The organism is Vibrio sp. ED002 (assembly GCF_023277445.1).
In the GTDB taxonomy this organism is placed as follows: Bacteria; Pseudomonadota; Gammaproteobacteria; order Enterobacterales; family Vibrionaceae; genus Vibrio; species Vibrio jasicida.
In genome coordinates, this window is record NZ_CP080238.1 from 2,351,800 (window position 1) to 2,370,261 (window position 18,462).

Sequence of the window (18,462 nt, forward strand, 5' to 3'; positions counted from 1 at the left end):
GAAGTGATTAAGAAATAAGTAAAAGGGAAGCAGATGCTTCCCTTTTTTGTTGCCTTCAAACCGATGACGGTGACGCTTATTATTCATTTTGTGAACAAGACTAAAATTTGTAGGGTGAGACGCGTTTAACTTGTTGGTGTAGAGCTCGGATTGTAGAGGCACAGTTTTGCTATAACTGAACTGTTTATTCGGGGGAAGGACACAATGAAAAAAACAATTCTCGCACTCTCTATCGGTCTACTGAGCGCCTGCAGCCAGATTCCAGAAAATGCCATCGTATTAAGCGTTGGTGATGACACCGCTGTTTTTGAGGAAAACTCACAAGGCTTACTTGTCGCCGAGCAAAGACTCGAAAAAGGCAGTTATAGCTTTACCATTGCTGACAGCAAGCAAACTTGTGGCAGTAGCTTTGCCCTAGCAGAAGAAGATCGCATCAAGTTCAATCGTCCATTAAAAATGGATAACTGCGCCACTGATGCACAAATGCCGCTGCGCATCTTCAAAGCCAATACCTATCAATTTACGCTCAATCCAACCACCAACGAGCTGACGGTAAAAATCAAACCAAAACAGAGTCAGGACATCACCTACTCTTGCCCTGTCGCAACTGACGCGCCAAAAACCATCAACGTTGCTCAAACCTTTAATGATGGCACTGTCGTTCGTGATGCCTTAACCGGACAAGAAACCACAGTCGCCAATGGCACCGTAACCATGCAACCGGGTCCTATGAGCCAAGGTCTATTGCTGCTAGAAGAAGTTGAACAGCAAGCCGATAAACCTTTCAGCTGGGATAACGCGACGGTGTACTTCGTTATGACCGACCGCTTCTACAATGGCAACCCAGACAACGACAACAGCTACGGTCGCAGCAAAGATGGAAAATACGAGATTGGCACCTTCCACGGTGGTGACTTAGCGGGCCTGACGAAAAAACTCGATTACATCGAATCACTTGGTGTGAATGCTATCTGGATAACCTCACCACTGGAACAAATCCACGGCTGGGTTGGCGGCGGCGATAAAGGCGACTTTAAGCACTACGGCTACCACGGCTACTATCACCAAGATTGGACCAAGCTTGATGCCAACATGGGTACCGAAGATGAGCTCAGAACCTTCGTCGATACTGCCCACAAAAAAGGCATCCGCGTGATTTGGGATGTAGTCATGAACCACACTGGCTACGCAACATTAGCAGACATGCAGGAATTCGGCTTTGGTCAGCTTTACCTTGATGACCAAGAAGCCAAAGAAGTCCTCGGTGAAAAATGGACCGACTGGCAGCCAAAATCAGGACAAAGCTGGCACAGCTTCAACGATTACATCAAATACGGTGATAGCGAAGCGTGGGATAAATGGTGGGGCAAAGATTGGATCCGCACCGATATTGGTGACTACGATGCTCCGGGCTACAACGACATCACCATGTCTTTGAACTACCTACCGGATCTCAAAACCGAATCAACTCAAAAAACCGGACTACCAAACTTCTTCCGCAATAAAGACACCAATGCGCAAGATGAGCTGCAAACCCCGCGTGAGCATCTGATTACGTGGTTATCCGATTGGGTGCGTGACTATGGCATTGATGGCTTCCGTGTCGACACCGCTAAACACGTAGAAATGGAAGCGTGGGCAGAGTTGAAAGCCAGCACCACTCAGGCGCTTGCTCAGTGGAAGCAAAGCAACCCGGACAAAGCCTTGGATGACCTACCTTTCTGGATGACAGGTGAAGTGTGGGCACACAGCGTAGTGAAGAGCCCGTATTTCGATAACGGCTTCGATTCCATCATCAACTTCGAGTTCCAATCTGATGTGGCACCAAAAGCGCTGAAGTGTTTCGCTCAACTTGATAATGATTACCGCCGCTATGCAGAGCGCATCAATACCGATCCTGAATTCAACGTGTTGAGCTACTTGTCTTCACACGATACACAGCTGTTTTGGTCAGCTCGCAGCCGCAGCTTTGATGACCAAGCACGTGCAGCAAATGCTCTGATGCTGGCTCCCGGTGCAGTACAGATCTATTACGGTGATGAGATAGCTCGTGATTTTGGCATTACTGGTTCAGATGCCCACCAAGGCACACGCTCAGATATGCCATGGGATAAGATTCATGGCGAGCGAGAAGATCTACTGCAACATTGGCAAAAGTTGGGAGAATTCCGTAAACGCCACCCAGCAGTTGCTCAAGGTAAGCACATTACTCGCAACCAAGAAGGTTACTACGCGTTCGAACGCCAATACCAAGACGACAAGGTGTTGATTGTTTACACCGGTGAGTAACTTGCTCAGCAACAAGAATATGGTGAATTAACAAGGTTTAAAGGGAAGCATGGCTTCCCTTTTTTTTGTTGAATGCTAAGGTTAATCCAGTTATGAAATCCATTGATTAGGTTGTTCATGTTAGTCGTACTGGTCGAAGACAACGAAATTCTCAATCACCATTTAGCTTCGCAGCTCAAAGATCGTGGCAATACAGTGTATGCCGATAAAACCGCATCCGCTTGCCTGCAAACCATTCAAAAACACCCCAATGCGGATGCCATGATCATTGACCTTGGCTTACCTGATTTTGATGGTATCACCTTAATAAAGCAGATCCGCCGCAAAGAGATTAATGTACCGATCTTAATATTGACCGCTCGTGGCGATTGGCAAGATAAAGTAGAAGGGCTGAACTCTGGTGCTGATGACTACCTCACCAAACCGTTTCAGTTTGAAGAATTAATGGCTCGCTTAGAAGCACTTGTCCGTCGTTATCAAGGCTTCTCCACCAGCACCATCAATGCAGGTGAGGTAACGTTAGATACTCAGGCAAAAAGCATAAGCTACGCAGACAACGTCCTAGATCTCACCGCGTTGGAATATCAAATCTTTGAGTATCTAATCCGTCACCGCCAAAAAGTCATATCCAAAGAGCAGATTGCTGACTCACTCTACGATGCCGGAGAAAGCGTACAACTGAACAATATCGAAGTGATCATCTCGCGTCTGCGTAAAAAACTTGCTGCACACACTGAAGAAAAAATCATTAGTACCATTCGCGGCCAGGGTTATCGCTTTGAGCTAGAGGCAAAGTAGTCAATGAAACGTTTGATATCCAGTACATTTCGTCGACGCGTTTTATTCATCACCTCTGTTGTAGGAATAAGCTACTTATTAACGATAAGTGCATTTGTCTACCACCTCGAAAAAGATAAATTATTCGAAGAGTATGCGTTAGATGTCGCTAGCCATGTACCTGCTATTACGAATGAAATAATAGCGTCAGGGCAAGTAACTCCCTTAGAAAAATGGAATGAAGAGTTTCCTTTACACTCCTCCCATTTCTCTATGTTCATCTGCGATGAGAACAATAATGAACTTTGGCGCTCCATGAATGAAGAATCTCGACAACGGCTCATCGAGAGAGGAATAAAAACGCCAAAAATAGAAAACTTCTGCCTAGACCCATTATTACCAACCAAAATTAATCAATTTGAGTTAGTTCAAACAAAGCAAGGTTCTGCTTTCATAGCTCATGTTCTGCCCTTAGACAAAACACCTTATAACCCTCAAGGAAGGATCGTATTGCTAAGACGTATGGAAGACAAGGTCGCTTCATTGAATCAACTCAAAGTAAATGTAGCGATATTTTCCATTATTGCCTCACTCATTATTATGTGGCTAATTTTTCTTATTTATCGTTGGAGTTTTAAACCATTCAAAATTCTCGAAAAGGAATTAATTGACGTAAAAGCGAACAGAAAAGAGAAGCTAGCACACTCATATCCAGAAGATTTAATGCCAATCACAGGAGCCCTCAATGAGCTGATGTTCCAGCAAAAAGAAAACGAGCAGCGCTATCGCCGAGCATTAAACGATCTCGCACATAGTTTGAAAACACGAGTCGCTGTATCCCAAGCCCTATTGGATGATATTGAAGAAGGCAAAATTCATGATATCAACCAACAGTTATTAGAAATGGATGATGTGATTCAAGGCCAACTTAAGCGAGCATCATTGGGTGTGAAAGGGATTGTAGAAAATACCACTCCAATCAAACCTATCCTCAATAGCCTGCTACTGATGTTTGATAAAGTCCATATAGATAAAAGCATTCGCGTCGAACAGTTTATCAATAATGATCAGACTCTGCCGATGAGTAAAGCGGATGTGATGGAAGTGTTTGGCAACATCTTGGAGAACGCGTACCGCTATGCTAATAAGCGTATCGATGTGTTCATCAACAACACCGAAGAAGGCATTATCATTACCTTTAACAACGATGGTCCCGCCGTGGATGAGTCGATAAGCGACACTTTATTTAAACGCGGTGTGCGTGCTGATGAGCAAAACCCAGGAACAGGATTAGGTTTGGCGTTGTGTGATGAGATTGTACACAGCTACAAAGGCGCAATTTGGTTTGAAACACCAACAGACCCATCCATGGGTGCGAGCTTAAAGATACTGTTGCCTTACCGTTAGCCTTGCGTTGGCAAGCTAATATCAACACGGCGATTTAACTCGCGCCCGTGAGTATTTGCATTACTGCTCACAGGGTGCGTTTCGCCATCAGAGCGTGAAGTGGACACCACTTCATCATACCCTTCAAGATATTTAGCCACAGAGTTCGCACGCTTTAAGCCAAGCGTTAGGTTATACCCATTACTCCCCTTCGCATCCGTATTACCAACCACCAACAATGAAGATTGAGGTCGCTGTTTCAGTTGCTGATTCAACTGAGTGAGAATGAACTTCGATTGAGCATTCAAACCCGCTTTATCAAACTCAAACAGCACTCGGGCAGCAAGTTCTCCCTGTTTTTGCTCTGTTAGTTGTGCTCGACTCAATAAATAAGTCGCACAGGATTTATCAATACCAGTTTGTTCCAACTGAGACAGTAGCATGGGCTCAAGAGCACTCTGTTCACCATTAACGGTAATTTGCATAAACGGACCTTGATGGTATTTCACTTCCGTTTGATGCCCAAAAGACACCGATTCTTGATACTGACTCTGCCCTTGCTGGCAATAGTAATACAGCGCTTGATTAGTGTTATCTTGTGCAAATGATGGCACAGATAAGCTCACGGCTAATGCCAGAATTAACTTGTTCATTGTATTGCTCTCTACAAGGTTAGGTGACCGACTTCTTCGGTGATCAGCGATAAGATTTGATTCAATATGTCGTCGGTATTTTGTGCTTTGTAGACGTTGTCCGCCCCAACACAATTACGTAAGCCCACATTGGCATTCAATTCATAATCAAAACCAATCACCGACATACTGGCACTCATCTGTTCGCCCTCTGGTGTTTTCATGCCTTGGCTCACGCCATTAATGACCTCTATCGAATCACTGGCTCCATCTGCCGTCACTTTTCCACCATTAATCATATTGAGGATGTTCGAACACATACCGCGATCCACGAGTTCTTCGGTTTGCCCTGCATAGTGATTAAAATCTTCACCATCGGACAAAATAATGATCAACTGCTTGGGGTTCTTTGCTAGTTGAGTGACGATTTGTCCTGCTCGAATAATGCCTTGCAGCGAGGCCGTACCACCGGAGGCTTTAAAGCTATTCACCTGACGAGTAAAGCTATTAAAGTCCGTGGTATAGAAAATGTCATAGAACTCCGCTAAATCATCTTCATTTGGGATACGCTTCGCTGCTCCCTTAACCACAAATTGGTTGTTAATGGTCTTTTGCGGGTAAAACGTATCGTCTTTGTCCCAACCATCTGCGTCATACTTAGTGATGCGTTGATCGCGAATAATCAGCTTATTGTTATTGCCTGTATTGATAGTGCGGCGGTTGAATCCCGTGATAGCAACTCGATGTGGATGCTCAACGTTTAAGACATTGTATTGCTCTAATTCATCGGTTACTTTTTCGATGATGTCTTTCAGATCTTCGATTTTGGTTTTCTTACCACCACTCCAGGTTTCATTCATCGAGCCAGAAAAATCTACGATAAAGGTAATATCGACAGGCTGACCTTGATAACGTCGTGCTTTCGAGCTTCCAGTAACATCGAATGTTTCACCAAAACCAACAATCACACCCTGCCCAGGAAACCAAGATTCGTGACGAGTTCGCCCCGCAACACGATACTCAAAATAACGCGCTTGCCCCTTTGATAACCCAGCTTGGCAATCCGGCATCTCATCACAAGACAAACGCTGCACGTTTAGGTTCTCAATACCTTCAACGTCATACACATAGTGCTCAATGTAGTTCTGCGCCAACGTGTGATTTTCTGAATCTTCTGCAGAAACCGCCAGCACCGCTGCTTCTGCCGCCTCTTCTAAACGGGCTTTAGTCTGTAATGCCCTCGCTCCGTCTGAGCCCAGCATGAAAACACCAAACAGGATAGGTATAATCATGGCGAATAACATGCCGACATGACCGCTTTGCTTTTTCAAACTAGAGTACTTTTGAATACTATGTGGCATGTTACCTCCCGATCACGACAGCATCAGATTCAACCCGCGTGAACTCAACACCCAGCAAACTGCCAACCCAATTGTCGGTTTCATAGCAAACAGAAACACGATACAGCGGCATTTGACGACCTCGGTTACTCACCACAGACAATGAACTCAATGAACTGATGGCTTCCCCAACTTGGCAATCTATCGCACCACGTTTTTCAATAATCACTGGGTTGGGTTTATCCACAGCGGCGAAGCTTAACTCTTCAACTTGTAAGCCATACTGACTGGTTTGAAAGTTCCCGAACGTACGCTCCAATGAATGGCGAATGATGGTATCGACATCATCAGCTTCTTCTTTTGAAAGCTCATAATCCGCACCATAAAGCTGGGTACGCTCTTTCACCACATTCACTAGCGAATAAGTCAATCGGTCCAACTTCCCTTTTACCGACAGCTTAATAATTACATCACCACTAAACGCCAACAGTAAGCTGAAGAAGATACCAACAATGGCAAACTCAATACTGAAAGTGCCACGTTGCTTGCTTTGCCCTCGACAGTAATTAAATTGCAAATTGGGAGCGTTCATATTCTTGTACCACCACCATTTCTCGGCTCATCGTGCTTTGTAAGCCCAGGAAGTAACTAAAGATTGGTTGAAAGTTGTAATCGATGTGATACACAGCCAAGGCTGCATTCTCTGCATCACCACATTCTCTGCTGGCTTGTTCCGGTGCTAACTCGCATTGCTCGGTATAAGCCGTGAGAGATTCGATGTTATCGAGGTATTGGATAGAAACGCGAAAGCGCTCCACATCCACCGCGGTATTCCAAATACTGCCCTCTCGATTCAGCACGGCTTGCACGGTTTGCATGTAGTCGTCATTACGTTTTTTAGCTGTGCGTGAGATCTCCGAAATGGTCAGATCGTTGATGGCTGAAATGTAAGACATATAGCTCATTTCTACCCACGCCATGCACATCAGCCAAAAAGCGAAGAACCCAATGGCAAACTCAATACTGGCAACGCCACGTTGCTTAGCTTTCACGACTCACCTCAGTTAAAGCGCGTTTTTTCTGCTTCGCTTTTAATGGGTCATAACCGCGTAAAGCACGATAAATATTGTCGATCTGGTGGTTACTGTATTTCTCACTCAATACTTGTTTAACAAACTCATACTGACCTTCTTTGGCCATACTCAACGTCAGATTGGCCATTACTTGTTCATCCGCTTGACCGTTTTTGTAAAGAGGTAGCAGACGCTGAATCGCCTGTTTGTATTGCCCCTCTGCAATATCAAGTACCGCAAGGTTGTTGTTGACCGTTACTCCATCAAAGAAGTGTTCGCGTGAACGTTCGAAATAGCGACGAGCCAAGTCATATTGGTAGTTATAACCATAGTAAGTACCAAGCAAGTTTTCTGCCTCCGCATTGGTCTCTTCAAGCGCGAGTGCCGCCTTTGCACTGCTAATCGCAGCAGGGTATTGCGCCAATTCACCATAGGCTTGTGCCTGGATTAACAAGGTATCGACACTCGTTGCTGATTTATTGGTTAATGGCTTGATATAAAACAACGCTGATTCGGCATCACCAAGTGCGAGATAGCTTTGCGCCAGCTTCTCACGCACCTCCGCATCATCGCTTTGTTGAAGCTGCTGTTTGTACAAGGTCACTAATTGAGTGTGATTGTTGGTTTTCTGGTAAATCGCTTCTTTCGAATCTTGCTGTTGCCACGCTTGCTGGGTAGAACTACACGCTGCAAGCATGGCTGGTAACAAACAAATCAGAATTTTTTTAAACATGGGACATCATCCTCATCACCCCTGGAGCGGTGATTACAAAAACAAGTGGAATCAAGATAAAGACAATCAATGGGATCGACATCTTGGCCGCCAACTTCCCTATTTGCTCTTCAAGCTCCAACATCTGCACTTCGCGGATATCTCCGGACAATGTCGTCAACATGGTGTAGATGGATGAGCCGTGCTGCATACTCTGGGTTAGTGTCAGCATAAAACTGCGCATCTCAGACGATGGCACTTGCTGATACAACTCTTGTAGCGCACGCTCCATACCCACAATGCGGGCACGCTGGTTAGTGTTATCCAATAACTTGCCCAACTCAGGGTTAAAACTTTGAATCTCTATCGCCAAGTATTTCAACGACGCTTCAATCGACATGCCGGTCTGAACACATATCGCCATGAGATCGATTAAATAAGGCAAGCTGCGGCTGATACGTCGTTGGCGATTGGTCTTACGAACTTCAATCCACATATCAGGCAATAGAATCACTGCCATCGCCCAAGCAGCAGCAAGAGCAACCCAATAGTTGGTTGCGATATCTAACGTGAAGACCAACACGGCAATCAACAACTCCCCAAGCAGCAAAGCCGCATACTTCAATGGCGCAAACCAAGCGGCAGCATTGGGGTTATCAATCCCAGCGAGGTGTAAACGCTGTGACAAACTCGCATCTCGCTTATCTACTAAGTTCGATAACGGAGATAGGATCGACTCTAGTCGTGACTCTTCTTGCTGATCACCTTTGTGCTGGCGCACGATTCTTGCCACACGGCGTTGATAGCCAAAATGGTTAAGCATCCAGTAAATAAGCAGAAGTACGCCGAAGCTGACACCAACGAGAGAGAAAAACAGCCAAAACATCGTTTGAGTCATCATTACTTCACTCTCTTCATTAGTGCCCAAATGATCGCCATACCAATCGCTTCGCTGATCACTAAGTAATAAAGCAGCGGACGACCTTCTGGGTTGAACATCACGAACTCAAAGTTCTCTGGACTTAAAAACTGCAAGATAAACAGAAAGAAAAATGGCGTCGCCGAAACGATTTTTGCTGAAATTCGCGCTTCAGACGTCAGGGCGAATTTCTTTCGCTCGACAGCTCGAGCTTCAAACATCTGGCGATTCAAACGCGTCATGATTTCTTTCAACTGACCACCGCGCTGCATATTAGCTCGCAGTGTAATCACGAAGAAATGAAAGTTCGGGTTTGGAAAACGCAGACAAGATTTACGAAACACCTCATCAATTGACTCGCCCATTTTTAGACGCTCACCCATTAACTTGAACTCACGTCCGACTTCACCCTCGAGATTGTCACCCACGTACATGATGCCGCGGCCAATGCTCTCTCCTGCACTGATTGCGCTTGCCAACATATTCAATGCATCCGGAAAGGTTTCATCAAACTGCTTTTGCTCACGCTTCTGTAGCCATTGATAACCAAACCACCAGCCAAATGGCACCGCAAAGGGCAATAGCTCATAAGCAGCAAATCGTGTAAATGTGCTATTCACAACCAAAGCCAGCACAATAACCAACATGGTGTAGAGCGCTATTTTAAGCAGAGCTAAACGGCCCAATTGGCGCTTTAGGTTATCCCAGCGTGTTTTCAAACCTTGGCGTAAGCTTCTGTCTGATAAACTGGCAACGTTCACCGCTTGGCGAGTAAGCCTTGTCTCAACACGATCACGTTTTTGATACTGGATGAGATAACTATCAAGATGCTTGTTCTTTTCACTCAACAAGGCGACAGCGACTAAAGCAATGCCACCGATTAAAATGAACCAATACATGCCTTACCCCACTGCTTCAATCGCACTGATGGTGTCAGCGAGATCTTTGTCCACTCCGTAGAAACGTGCTTTTTCAAACAAAACTGAGCGGCTCATAACACCCGTCGTTTCATAACGGCCGGTAATTTTGCCTTCGTAATGATGCGGATCAGATTGGAAGCAAAACAGTTCTTCAAGCACTACGTTTTGTCCTTCCATACCAATCACTTCCGTAATACTCATCACTTTGCGAGAACCATCGTGAAGGCGATTGACCTGTATAATGAGGTCCACTGCACTTACCAAAGAGCGGCGTATCGCCTCTAGTGGCAGGTTATTGGTTGCCATCATGACCATGGATTCTACTCGGGCAAGGGCGTCACGTGGGCTGTTAGCATGCAGTGTCGACATCGAGCCATCGTGGCCAGTGTTCATCGCTTGCAACATTTCAAACGCTTCAGCACCACGGCACTCACCAACAATGATGCGATCTGGACGCATACGCAGCGAGTTAATCATTAGATCGCGTGAATTCACTTCACCAGAGCCTTCGATACCTGCTGTTCGAGTTTCCATGCGAACCACATGAGGCTGAAGCAGTCTCAACTCCGCAGTGTCCTCAATCGTCACTACTCGTTCACCTTGCGAGATGTATTGAGACAATGCATTCAACAACGTTGTTTTGCCCGATCCTGTACCACCGGCGACAAGAATGTTCAGGCGACAACGCGCAGCCAATTGCAGCAACTTAGCCATTTCAGGACTCAATGCGCCAAATTCAACTAAGTCAGCAAAGCCAATGCTTTCCTGCCGAAACTTACGAATCGATATTGCAGTGCCATCAATGGCAATTGGCGGCAGGACGATATTTACGCGGCTACCATCTTCTAAGCGCGCATCACACGTAGGTGACGATTCATCAACACGACGACCAACACGACTGGCAATACGTTTCGCGATATCTGCGAGTTGCTTTTCATCGAGAAAGTGCACATCCGCTTGCTGTACTAAACCAAAGCGCTCGACATACACTTGCTGGTGGCCATTGATCATGATATCGGTAATGGTGTCGTCATCCATCAGGACCTGAAGCGGTCCCAAACCTACTAACTCGTGAATCATGCTGACGACGTATTCACTTCTCGCCAGAGAAGAAACTGATAGCTGGTCGCGACTGACCAACATATCGACCGCGTTACTCAACTGACGCTCTAGGTCACTTTTCGATAAGCTTTCTAGTGCAGATGCATCCAAGGCATTAAAAATTTGGTCACGCAGATGGATGTAGGTTTGTTTCGAATGTTGCATTCCCTACTCCTTTTTAGCGACTAAACAGTTCTTGTACCCAAGAACGTTTTTGTTGTGGCTTATCACCCACCAGCAATGCGACTAAATCACTCAAGCCTTGCTGCATTTCTGATTTGGTATCAATCAGTTGATGACCTTGAAGTAGGTAATGGTTCGCTTTGTGGTCAAACTCTATTTTGCAATCGGCTTTGCGACCGAAATACTTGCTGACATCAGACATACTGATTGAGGCCGCATTGTCTGGACGCGATTGATTCATCACGGTAAGAAGCGGCAGCTCTGGATAGCGCGTTTCTAGCTCAGACACAACGCGGTTTAATTCTCGTAGCGACGACACCGTGGCATCAAACACCACCACTAACGTATCAATCTCAGCCACTGCACGATCGAACTCTTCATTTGTGGTGACGGTATGTGAATAGTCTTCAATCACAAATGAATGGTTCTTAACCACTTGCTCTTTGAGCGCTTGGGTATATTCATGTAGCTCAGCACGCGTAAACGCATCCGACTCCAAACCCAAAATAGCGAGGTTTCGTTCCAGACGTTGTACTAAACTAGTGGCGAAATCACCATCAATGCTCGATACCAAAGTACCTTTGCGTACACTGCGTTTACTGAATTTCTGCAAACCTAAAAGCACATCGATATTACTGCCGGTGTAGGTATGATCAACCAACAAGGTAGGCGTTTTATGATGACGCCCCAATGAACGCGCCACTTCACTGGCGATCAAAGACGTTCCAACACCGCCTTTCACACCAAGAAACGCCACTTGCTTTGCTTTTCGATTCGAAGCCACACCACTTTGCTGCTGACGGTTACGACGTACACCATGGTAAAACTCCATGATTTCTTTGTCGGTCGCAGGCCAAAATAGGTAATAAAAACCAAGCTGTTTTAATGCACGAATCGTTGAGATCGCATCTTCGCTGCCAACGACCACAACCGACACATGTGTAGGCAGTTGATGGGCAATGTTTTTTGCATCTTCAACCACGCTTTGGCTTTTATTCAGCTCAACAATCACTACTTCCACACTTGAGTGCGTATGCAATTCTGGGTAGTTTTTTTCTTGGTTGTTCACCGTAATTGGCTCGACTAAGCCTTCAAAGCGAAACGCCTTATGAACTAAGTCTTTGCACGCAGCGGTTTGATACAAGAACGCACACTTATTTTCTTTTTGTTGAGTGTGATTTGGCGTGCTCTTACTCAACTTATCCACTAAATCAAACATGATGAGTGTTCCTCAATATCAAAGCGCATTCTGCGGATTAACCATCGACTGCCAACGGCTGCCATCGGTATAACAACCTAGGTGACCCAAACCGTAATCACCGATAACCTCTTGGTGGCATACCTCAAGCTGAGCTTGAAGCTGAATCGCCGATACTTGTACATCAAAGCGATGAAACTCTGAGCGATGTTCGAGTACTAACTGTTCGGCCGCTACGCCTTGCTGCAACAGTGCGATGCGGTACTGCTGCGCCAACTTTTTACCTTGAGCGTTGTAACTGGTGATCTGCCATTTACTGCCCGCTTGATTCGGATACTTACGAACAAACTGAGTGAGCTTATTCATGGCATAAACTTGGTCCTGACTTTGTACCGCAAAGCTAAATTCAGTTGGCTTGAGTGAAATGCTGGTCCCGCGAGGCTCAACAATATGGTCTGCGCAGCCGGATAGTGCTGTAATCGCAAATAGCGCTAACATCCAGTTTTTCATTGACGGAAACCTCCCGCGTTAAGAACCTCACCAGCCCATTGGTCTTGAGCTTTGTCATAACTACCATCAAGTGCAAAAAAGCGTCGTAACGTGCCGGTTTTTTCCATGGTTGGTAGCTGGATTTGATTGGCTTTCACTGGTTTCACCAAGTTGACGGTTGCCACAATAATCAGCTCGGTTTTGTTGCGTTCTGTTCCTGTGTGACGAAACAGCGCTCCTAAAACAGGAATGTCACCAATAAAAGGAATTCGTGTCAGTGATTCGCGCTCTTCACTATTAAGCAGGCCACCCAAAACAAAGCTTTGACCGTCACCTAATTCAACGGTGGTTTGTGCACGACGAGTTTTGAAAGCCGGTAAATCAAACACTTCACTGGTGTAGGTGTTATCTAAAGAGCTCACCTCTGGTGACAATGCTAATTTGATTTTGTCGTCACGCAGCACTTTCGCCATCAGATCTAAACGCACACCGAATTCTTTGTAATCGACATCGCTAGCACCATCGACCACCGTCACAACAGGCATCTCACCACCAACTAAGAAACTTGCTTGTTCGCCAGAAATTACCGATAGATTTGGTTCAGCCAGCACTTGGCCTACCTTGTCAGAACCGACTGCTGAGATAACAGAAACAATGTCATCGGCACTAAAACTGGTTAACTGATCGACAAAGATGCCAACATCACCGCCAGAGCCCATCTTGATACCAAAATCTTGAATAAAGCTGTGGGAGACTTCTGCAATGGTCAACTTGACGTTAACTTGCTTCGTCGCGGTGACTTCAATGTTGTTCACCACACCTTGATAGGTAGGGCGAGACATAAAATCCACTTGAAGGTCGTCAGTCGAACTATCGAGTTCTGGCATTTCAAAATCATGGTTACTGGAAGACTTACCCAACAACTCACCCACCAAGGTGTAGATGTTGTCACGTTCATTGTCTGAAACGGCACTACCACTCAGTACAACGTTGTTACCAATACCGTTAACCTGAACATCAGAGTATGGATACTGCACTTGAATTTGCTGCTCAATATTGCGGTAGCTTTTGCTGACAATCAGGGTTTGATTAATAAGCTCTGAACCATCACGGTCAAACACGATAAACGATGCTTCACCTTCTGATTTACCCAGTAACACCACCTTGTGAGCATCGATAACTTGGTAGTCCGCCACTTTTTGGTTGGAAACGAACACCGAATCAACTTCAGCTTTAAACGATAGGGTTCTTGCGCCACCAGCCGAAAGCGTCGTTATGCCCTGAGCCTGTAAAGCCGTGGAAACAAGCATTAAGCAATAGATGCTAAATCGAGTTATGGTTTTCATCTTGCCTCCTAGTTGAATCGATATTCTTTGATCGATTGGGTTTTCGTGGTTTGCCTTTCATCAGCAAAACGAATCACATCGCTTGAGTTCGCATGCAGTTCATCCACAAACTGCTCACCAATCGATTTATGTACCGTAATTTCTGCAATGCGTTTTGCTACCGACAACTTAGCCAACTGACGGTTAGTTACTTGCAACACTAAAGTGACATCAATGGTTTTCTGGTCAGTCAATGTACTGACTAAGCGTTGTTTCGAGATCATGTACAGCACAGGCACTTGAGCAATTAGCGGTGTCATGGTCAGGTGTTCAATGTCCGACACGGTGTTGTCTGCCGAGAGGTTTTGATCCATGGTGGAAATAACAGAGATATCGACTAAATCACCAACGGCAATCGTTCCTCCTACCACATCATCACCCGGTACCGTGATATTGAATGGGGCGTAACCAGGCTTGGCCATGGTCGAGAGGTAATCGCTTTCTCCCGGAGAAGTCAGCACCTCTTTCGTCACCCATTCACCTTGATTCAGAGCTTCAACCGCAATTAGGCGCTTGCTCCAATCGAGCTTAATATCGCTATCAATCCCTTGTTGCGCCGCTTGTGACTCGGTTAAGTATTCAATCACCAAATCTCGACGTTGTAGTGCTTCACCTCGTTTTAGGTCACGCTTTAACGTCCAGACTTTAAATTTTTTCTCTTCTTTCTTCGGCTGTTGTGTTTGTACAACCGGAGCAGTTGGCTGTGATTGAGTCACGCCATAAAGCCCGACCGAAATGGCAATCGCCGCCAAAACAAGAATGACTTTTGAATTCATGGTTCACCTATAAAGATGCAGCGATGCCAAACAGGCTTCCGAGACAAATGGGCACACCATAAGGCACACCTCTTTCCATCCCAGCAGGATGAATACCGATTTGGCTAATAAGCCACTGCGTCAGAGCAAGCACTCCGCCCAAAGTGACAATCAACCAAATCGTCAACGGCAAGAACTGCGGTGCAATCATCAGTGCAAATGCAGCCAGTAATTTGCTGTCCCCCGCTGCGAGGGTTCGTAGTTGAAACAGCACAGCACCTATCACCAATACCACCATTGAAGACAGTGCGTGACTGTACTCCCCTTTACTCAAGACAAAAAAAACACCCAGCAAAGCAACACTTAACGCCACTCCATTGGGTATTTTTCGGTATTTGATGTCTTGATAACTGGCTATAAAAGCCATGGTGGCAAGGGGAAGCAGCCACCATAGTTTTAATATCATCTAGCGAGTGATTACGGCTTTGGCGTAATAGTATTTGCTTTAGTGATATTGTCTGAAATCGTAGATACAGCTGAATTTAGAGCGTCATAAAGAGCGTCATTAAATACCGCTAGTACGATTGCAGACATGCACACGCCTAGGATTGCATATTCAATTGCTGTTACGCCGCGCTCGTCGTTTTTGAATGATTCAATAAACAGTTGTGTTTTTACAAATAGGTTAGTAAACATTTTGACTCCTCAATTTTTCTAACACGTCAAAAAGATGACGGAGGAGATAGTAAGAATTGAGGGGATTTTGAGCAAACCTAGACGATGGTGCCTGACACTGCTCTGACAGATAGCGAGGTTTCATTCAGGTTGAATTCAGTTTCCGAATAGGAAAACGTTTACTTAATCACAACAAAAATCATTGTGGTCTGATTTTTTCTTTTTCGGCTTAATTCACACTTTGCGTCGTATAGACATTAAGGTAAGGTCAAGGATTATCCTATTGACCAGTCAAAGACTGGCGTTAAGACACATAAAGCAATCACAATGAATTAGGTATAACGACACATGCAGTTCTCAAAGTTTGGTGAAAAATTTAATCAGTATTCCGGTATCACGCAGTTAATGGACGATTTAAATGATGGTCTGCGCACACCAGATGCCATCATGCTCGGTGGAGGTAACCCAGCCGCCATTCCTGCCATGCTCGATTACTTTCGCCAAGCCAGTGAGGAAATGCTCGCCAGTGGAGAGCTCGTCGCCGCCCTCGCCAACTATGATGGCCCGCAGGGCAAAGACGCGTTCGTTAAAGCGTTGGCTCAGTTATTCCGTGAAACTTACGGCTGGGATATTTCCGAGAAGAACATCAGCCTAACTAACGGTAGCCAAAGTGGCTTCTTCTACTTGTTCAACTTGTTGGCAGGTAAACAACCAGACGGTTCGCACAAGAAAGTGCTACTGCCTATCGCGCCTGAGTACATCGGTTATGGCGACGCGGGCATTGATGAAGATATCTTTGTCTCATACCATCCAGAAATAGAGCTGTTAGATAACGGTCTGTTTAAATACCACGTCGACTTTGAGCAGCTCACCGTCGATGACTCTGTTGCGGCAATCTGCGCGTCTCGCCCCACCAACCCAACGGGTAACGTACTGACAGACGAGGAAGTTCGTAAGCTGGACAAGCTAGCACGTGAGAACAACATTCCGTTAATCATTGATAACGCCTACGGTCTGCCGTTCCCAAATATCATCTTTGAAGATGTCGAGCCGTTCTGGAATGAAAACACCATCCTGTGCATGAGCCTATCTAAACTTGGCTTGCCGGGCGTGCGTTGTGGCATTGTGATTGCGAGTGAAGAAATCACGCAAGCGTTGACCAATATGAACGGCATCATCAGCCTAGCACCGGGCAGTGTTGGTCCAGCGTTGGCAAACCACATTATTGGCAAAGGCGATCTGCTTAAACTGAGCTCTGAGGTGATTAAGCCATTCTACAATCAGAAGTCTCAACGTGCAGTTGAACTGCTCCAAGAAGCGATTACCGATGAGCGCTTCCGTATTCACAAACCAGAAGGCGCTATATTCTTGTGGCTATGGTTTGATGAACTGCCAATTACGACAATGGAACTTTACCAACGCTTGAAAGCGCGTGGGGTCTTGATTGTTCCGGGAGAATACTTCTTTATTGGTCAGAAGGACGAATGGGATCATGCACACCAATGCTTGCGTATGAACTACGTTCAAGACGATGAGATGATGCAAAAAGGCATTGCGATTATCGCAGAAGAAGTGGAAAAGGCTTACCGCGAAGGTAAATAGACCGATTGAACTCAGCCGCTTCTCTTTGAAATAGCGGCCTTGCAATAGTGGCTTTGAAAGCCCCAAACTAAAAAGAGCGCTCTTTTCCGTAATGGAAGGCGCTCTTTCTCATTCTATAACCGTGTGGTTAGCTGAAATGTCTTTAGCTGATTAGCTGTTTTCAATCAGGTTATTGCCACCAATAGCAATCTTACGTGGTTGCATTGCTTCTGGAATTTCACGAACTAAATCCACATGAAGCAGACCGTTTTCCATTGATGCACCGACAACTTTTACGTAATCCGCAAGTTGGAATTTACGTTCAAAGTCGCGCTCTGCAATGCCTTGGTAAACGTAGTTTTTACCTTCTTCGGCTTTACGCTCGCCCTTCACGATCAACATGTTTTCGTTTTGAGTCAAATCGAGCTGATCTTCAGCAAAACCAGCAACTGCCATAGTAATACGGTAGTTGTGCTCGTCTTTTTGCTCGATGTTGTATGGAGGGTAACCGCCAGAAGTGTTCTTCGCAGAGCTTGCTTCCATCAGGTTGAACAGACGGTCGAAGCCAATTGCATTACGGTATAGTGGTGAGAAATCTACATTACGCATAATCTATCCTCTTTTAAGCAATAGTCTTAGCCCAGATGAAGCTCATCCACGTGGCGCATTTATGCAAGAAAACGCCGAGCTAAGGGATCCGATGATTCATTCCTCTGACCTATTAGGTGCGGGGACATGATGTCGAATCTAGGGTCAAGTTGTGTGCTAATACTGAGTATCCTCTCCTGAGCGATCTCGTTTAGCGATTCCAGAGGCGCTGTTCTTCTCTTGTTGAGCAAGTTAGCCATCCCTCTTCATAACTAGATATAAGGTCGAAAAATGGGCTTTCAAGGGCTCCGGTGAAAATATTTTTAGCTCCCCGACTCGGTCATTCCTCCCTCTCGAAGCGTTCCCATATTCACAGGGCGCAGCCGTTCTCGTTACTTTTATCTGGTTTCTCCCACTCAATAAAAAAGCACCACCCGAAGGCAGTGCTTTTAAAATTCT

General features: G+C 45.5%; 19 protein-coding genes. 4 read left to right on the forward strand and 15 right to left on the reverse strand.

Annotation, left to right across the window (positions count from 1 at the left end; translation table 11 throughout):
* The first annotated feature begins 204 nt into the window (after positions 1 to 204).
* From ITG12_RS10865 to ITG12_RS10875, 3 genes are all read left to right on the forward strand, one after another.
* Positions 205 to 2,289 (forward strand): alpha-amylase, encoded by a 2,085-nt coding sequence (locus ITG12_RS10865; protein WP_248873064.1) that lies wholly within the window; start codon positions 205 to 207, stop codon positions 2,287 to 2,289.
* A 117-nt stretch (positions 2,290 to 2,406) separates the two neighbouring features.
* Entirely contained in the window at positions 2,407 to 3,087 is a 681-nt protein-coding gene (locus tag ITG12_RS10870; RefSeq protein ID WP_042602415.1) for a response regulator transcription factor, read from the forward strand.
* Between the two features lie 3 nt (positions 3,088 to 3,090).
* Positions 3,091 to 4,473: an ATP-binding protein gene (locus ITG12_RS10875; protein ID WP_248873065.1), complete on the forward strand. Its 1,383-nt coding sequence runs from the start codon at positions 3,091 to 3,093 to the stop codon at positions 4,471 to 4,473.
* Here ITG12_RS10875 and ITG12_RS10880 read toward each other — a convergent pair.
* From ITG12_RS10880 to ITG12_RS10945, 14 genes are read right to left on the reverse strand one after another with little or no spacing between them, the layout of a single operon-like run.
* Positions 4,470 to 5,105: an OmpA family protein gene (locus ITG12_RS10880; protein WP_248873066.1), complete on the reverse strand. Its 636-nt coding sequence runs from the start codon at positions 5,103 to 5,105 to the stop codon at positions 4,470 to 4,472. The genes ITG12_RS10875 and ITG12_RS10880 overlap by 4 nt on opposite strands.
* Positions 5,106 to 5,116: 11 nt before the next feature.
* Positions 5,117 to 6,445 (reverse strand): pilus assembly protein TadG-related protein, encoded by a 1,329-nt coding sequence (locus ITG12_RS10885; protein WP_248873067.1) that lies wholly within the window; start codon positions 6,443 to 6,445, stop codon positions 5,117 to 5,119.
* A 1-nt stretch (position 6,446) separates the two neighbouring features.
* A complete protein-coding gene (gene tadF, locus ITG12_RS10890; RefSeq protein WP_045408414.1) occupies positions 6,447 to 7,016 on the reverse strand; it encodes a tight adherence pilus pseudopilin TadF in 570 nt (189 codons plus the stop codon).
* Positions 6,991 to 7,476 carry a hypothetical protein gene (locus ITG12_RS10895; protein WP_009708052.1) on the reverse strand — a complete coding sequence of 162 codons (486 nt, stop codon included), beginning with the start codon at positions 7,474 to 7,476 and terminating at the stop codon, positions 6,991 to 6,993. Before ITG12_RS10895 ends, tadF begins: the two co-directional genes overlap by 26 nt.
* On the reverse strand, positions 7,466 to 8,230 hold the full coding sequence (locus ITG12_RS10900) for a secretion protein (protein WP_248873068.1): 765 nt from the start codon (positions 8,228 to 8,230) through the stop codon (positions 7,466 to 7,468). Before ITG12_RS10900 ends, ITG12_RS10895 begins: the two co-directional genes overlap by 11 nt.
* Positions 8,223 to 9,110, reverse strand: a complete 888-nt coding sequence (locus ITG12_RS10905) for a type II secretion system F family protein (protein ID WP_248873069.1) — start codon at positions 9,108 to 9,110, stop codon at positions 8,223 to 8,225. Before ITG12_RS10905 ends, ITG12_RS10900 begins: the two co-directional genes overlap by 8 nt.
* Positions 9,110 to 10,027 (reverse strand): type II secretion system F family protein, encoded by a 918-nt coding sequence (locus ITG12_RS10910; RefSeq protein WP_038875162.1) that lies wholly within the window; start codon positions 10,025 to 10,027, stop codon positions 9,110 to 9,112. Before ITG12_RS10910 ends, ITG12_RS10905 begins: the two co-directional genes overlap by 1 nt.
* 3 nt (positions 10,028 to 10,030) lie before the next feature.
* The gene (locus ITG12_RS10915) at positions 10,031 to 11,314 is read right to left on the reverse strand and encodes a CpaF family protein (RefSeq protein WP_038870222.1); all 1,284 of its coding nucleotides are present in this window, start codon (positions 11,312 to 11,314) and stop codon (positions 10,031 to 10,033) included.
* Between the two features lie 13 nt (positions 11,315 to 11,327).
* Positions 11,328 to 12,551, reverse strand: a complete 1,224-nt coding sequence (locus tag ITG12_RS10920) for an ATPase (RefSeq protein WP_009708047.1) — start codon at positions 12,549 to 12,551, stop codon at positions 11,328 to 11,330.
* 18 nt (positions 12,552 to 12,569) lie between these two features.
* Positions 12,570 to 13,040 (reverse strand): hypothetical protein, encoded by a 471-nt coding sequence (locus ITG12_RS10925; RefSeq protein WP_063345590.1) that lies wholly within the window; start codon positions 13,038 to 13,040, stop codon positions 12,570 to 12,572.
* The gene (locus ITG12_RS10930) at positions 13,037 to 14,365 is read right to left on the reverse strand and encodes a pilus assembly protein N-terminal domain-containing protein (RefSeq protein WP_063345589.1); all 1,329 of its coding nucleotides are present in this window, start codon (positions 14,363 to 14,365) and stop codon (positions 13,037 to 13,039) included. The genes ITG12_RS10925 and ITG12_RS10930 overlap by 4 nt, the downstream gene beginning before the upstream one ends.
* Before the next feature lie 8 nt (positions 14,366 to 14,373).
* A complete protein-coding gene (cpaB, locus tag ITG12_RS10935; RefSeq protein ID WP_063345588.1) occupies positions 14,374 to 15,180 on the reverse strand; it encodes a Flp pilus assembly protein CpaB in 807 nt (268 codons plus the stop codon).
* Between the two features lie 7 nt (positions 15,181 to 15,187).
* On the reverse strand, positions 15,188 to 15,625 hold the full coding sequence (locus tag ITG12_RS10940) for an A24 family peptidase (protein ID WP_248873070.1): 438 nt from the start codon (positions 15,623 to 15,625) through the stop codon (positions 15,188 to 15,190).
* A gap of 11 nt (positions 15,626 to 15,636) precedes the next feature.
* Complete coding sequence (locus tag ITG12_RS10945) at positions 15,637 to 15,855, reverse strand: Flp family type IVb pilin (protein WP_038896172.1); 219 nt, start codon at positions 15,853 to 15,855, stop codon at positions 15,637 to 15,639.
* 327 nt (positions 15,856 to 16,182) lie between these two features.
* Here ITG12_RS10945 and ITG12_RS10950 point away from each other — a divergent pair, with 327 nt between their 5' ends.
* Entirely contained in the window at positions 16,183 to 17,436 is a 1,254-nt protein-coding gene (locus ITG12_RS10950; protein WP_063345586.1) for a valine--pyruvate transaminase, read from the forward strand.
* Between the two features lie 150 nt (positions 17,437 to 17,586).
* Here ITG12_RS10950 and ITG12_RS10955 read toward each other — a convergent pair whose 3' ends face one another.
* Entirely contained in the window at positions 17,587 to 18,024 is a 438-nt protein-coding gene (locus ITG12_RS10955) for an Hsp20 family protein (RefSeq protein ID WP_005440850.1), read from the reverse strand.
* Between the last annotated feature and the right edge of the window lie 438 nt (positions 18,025 to 18,462).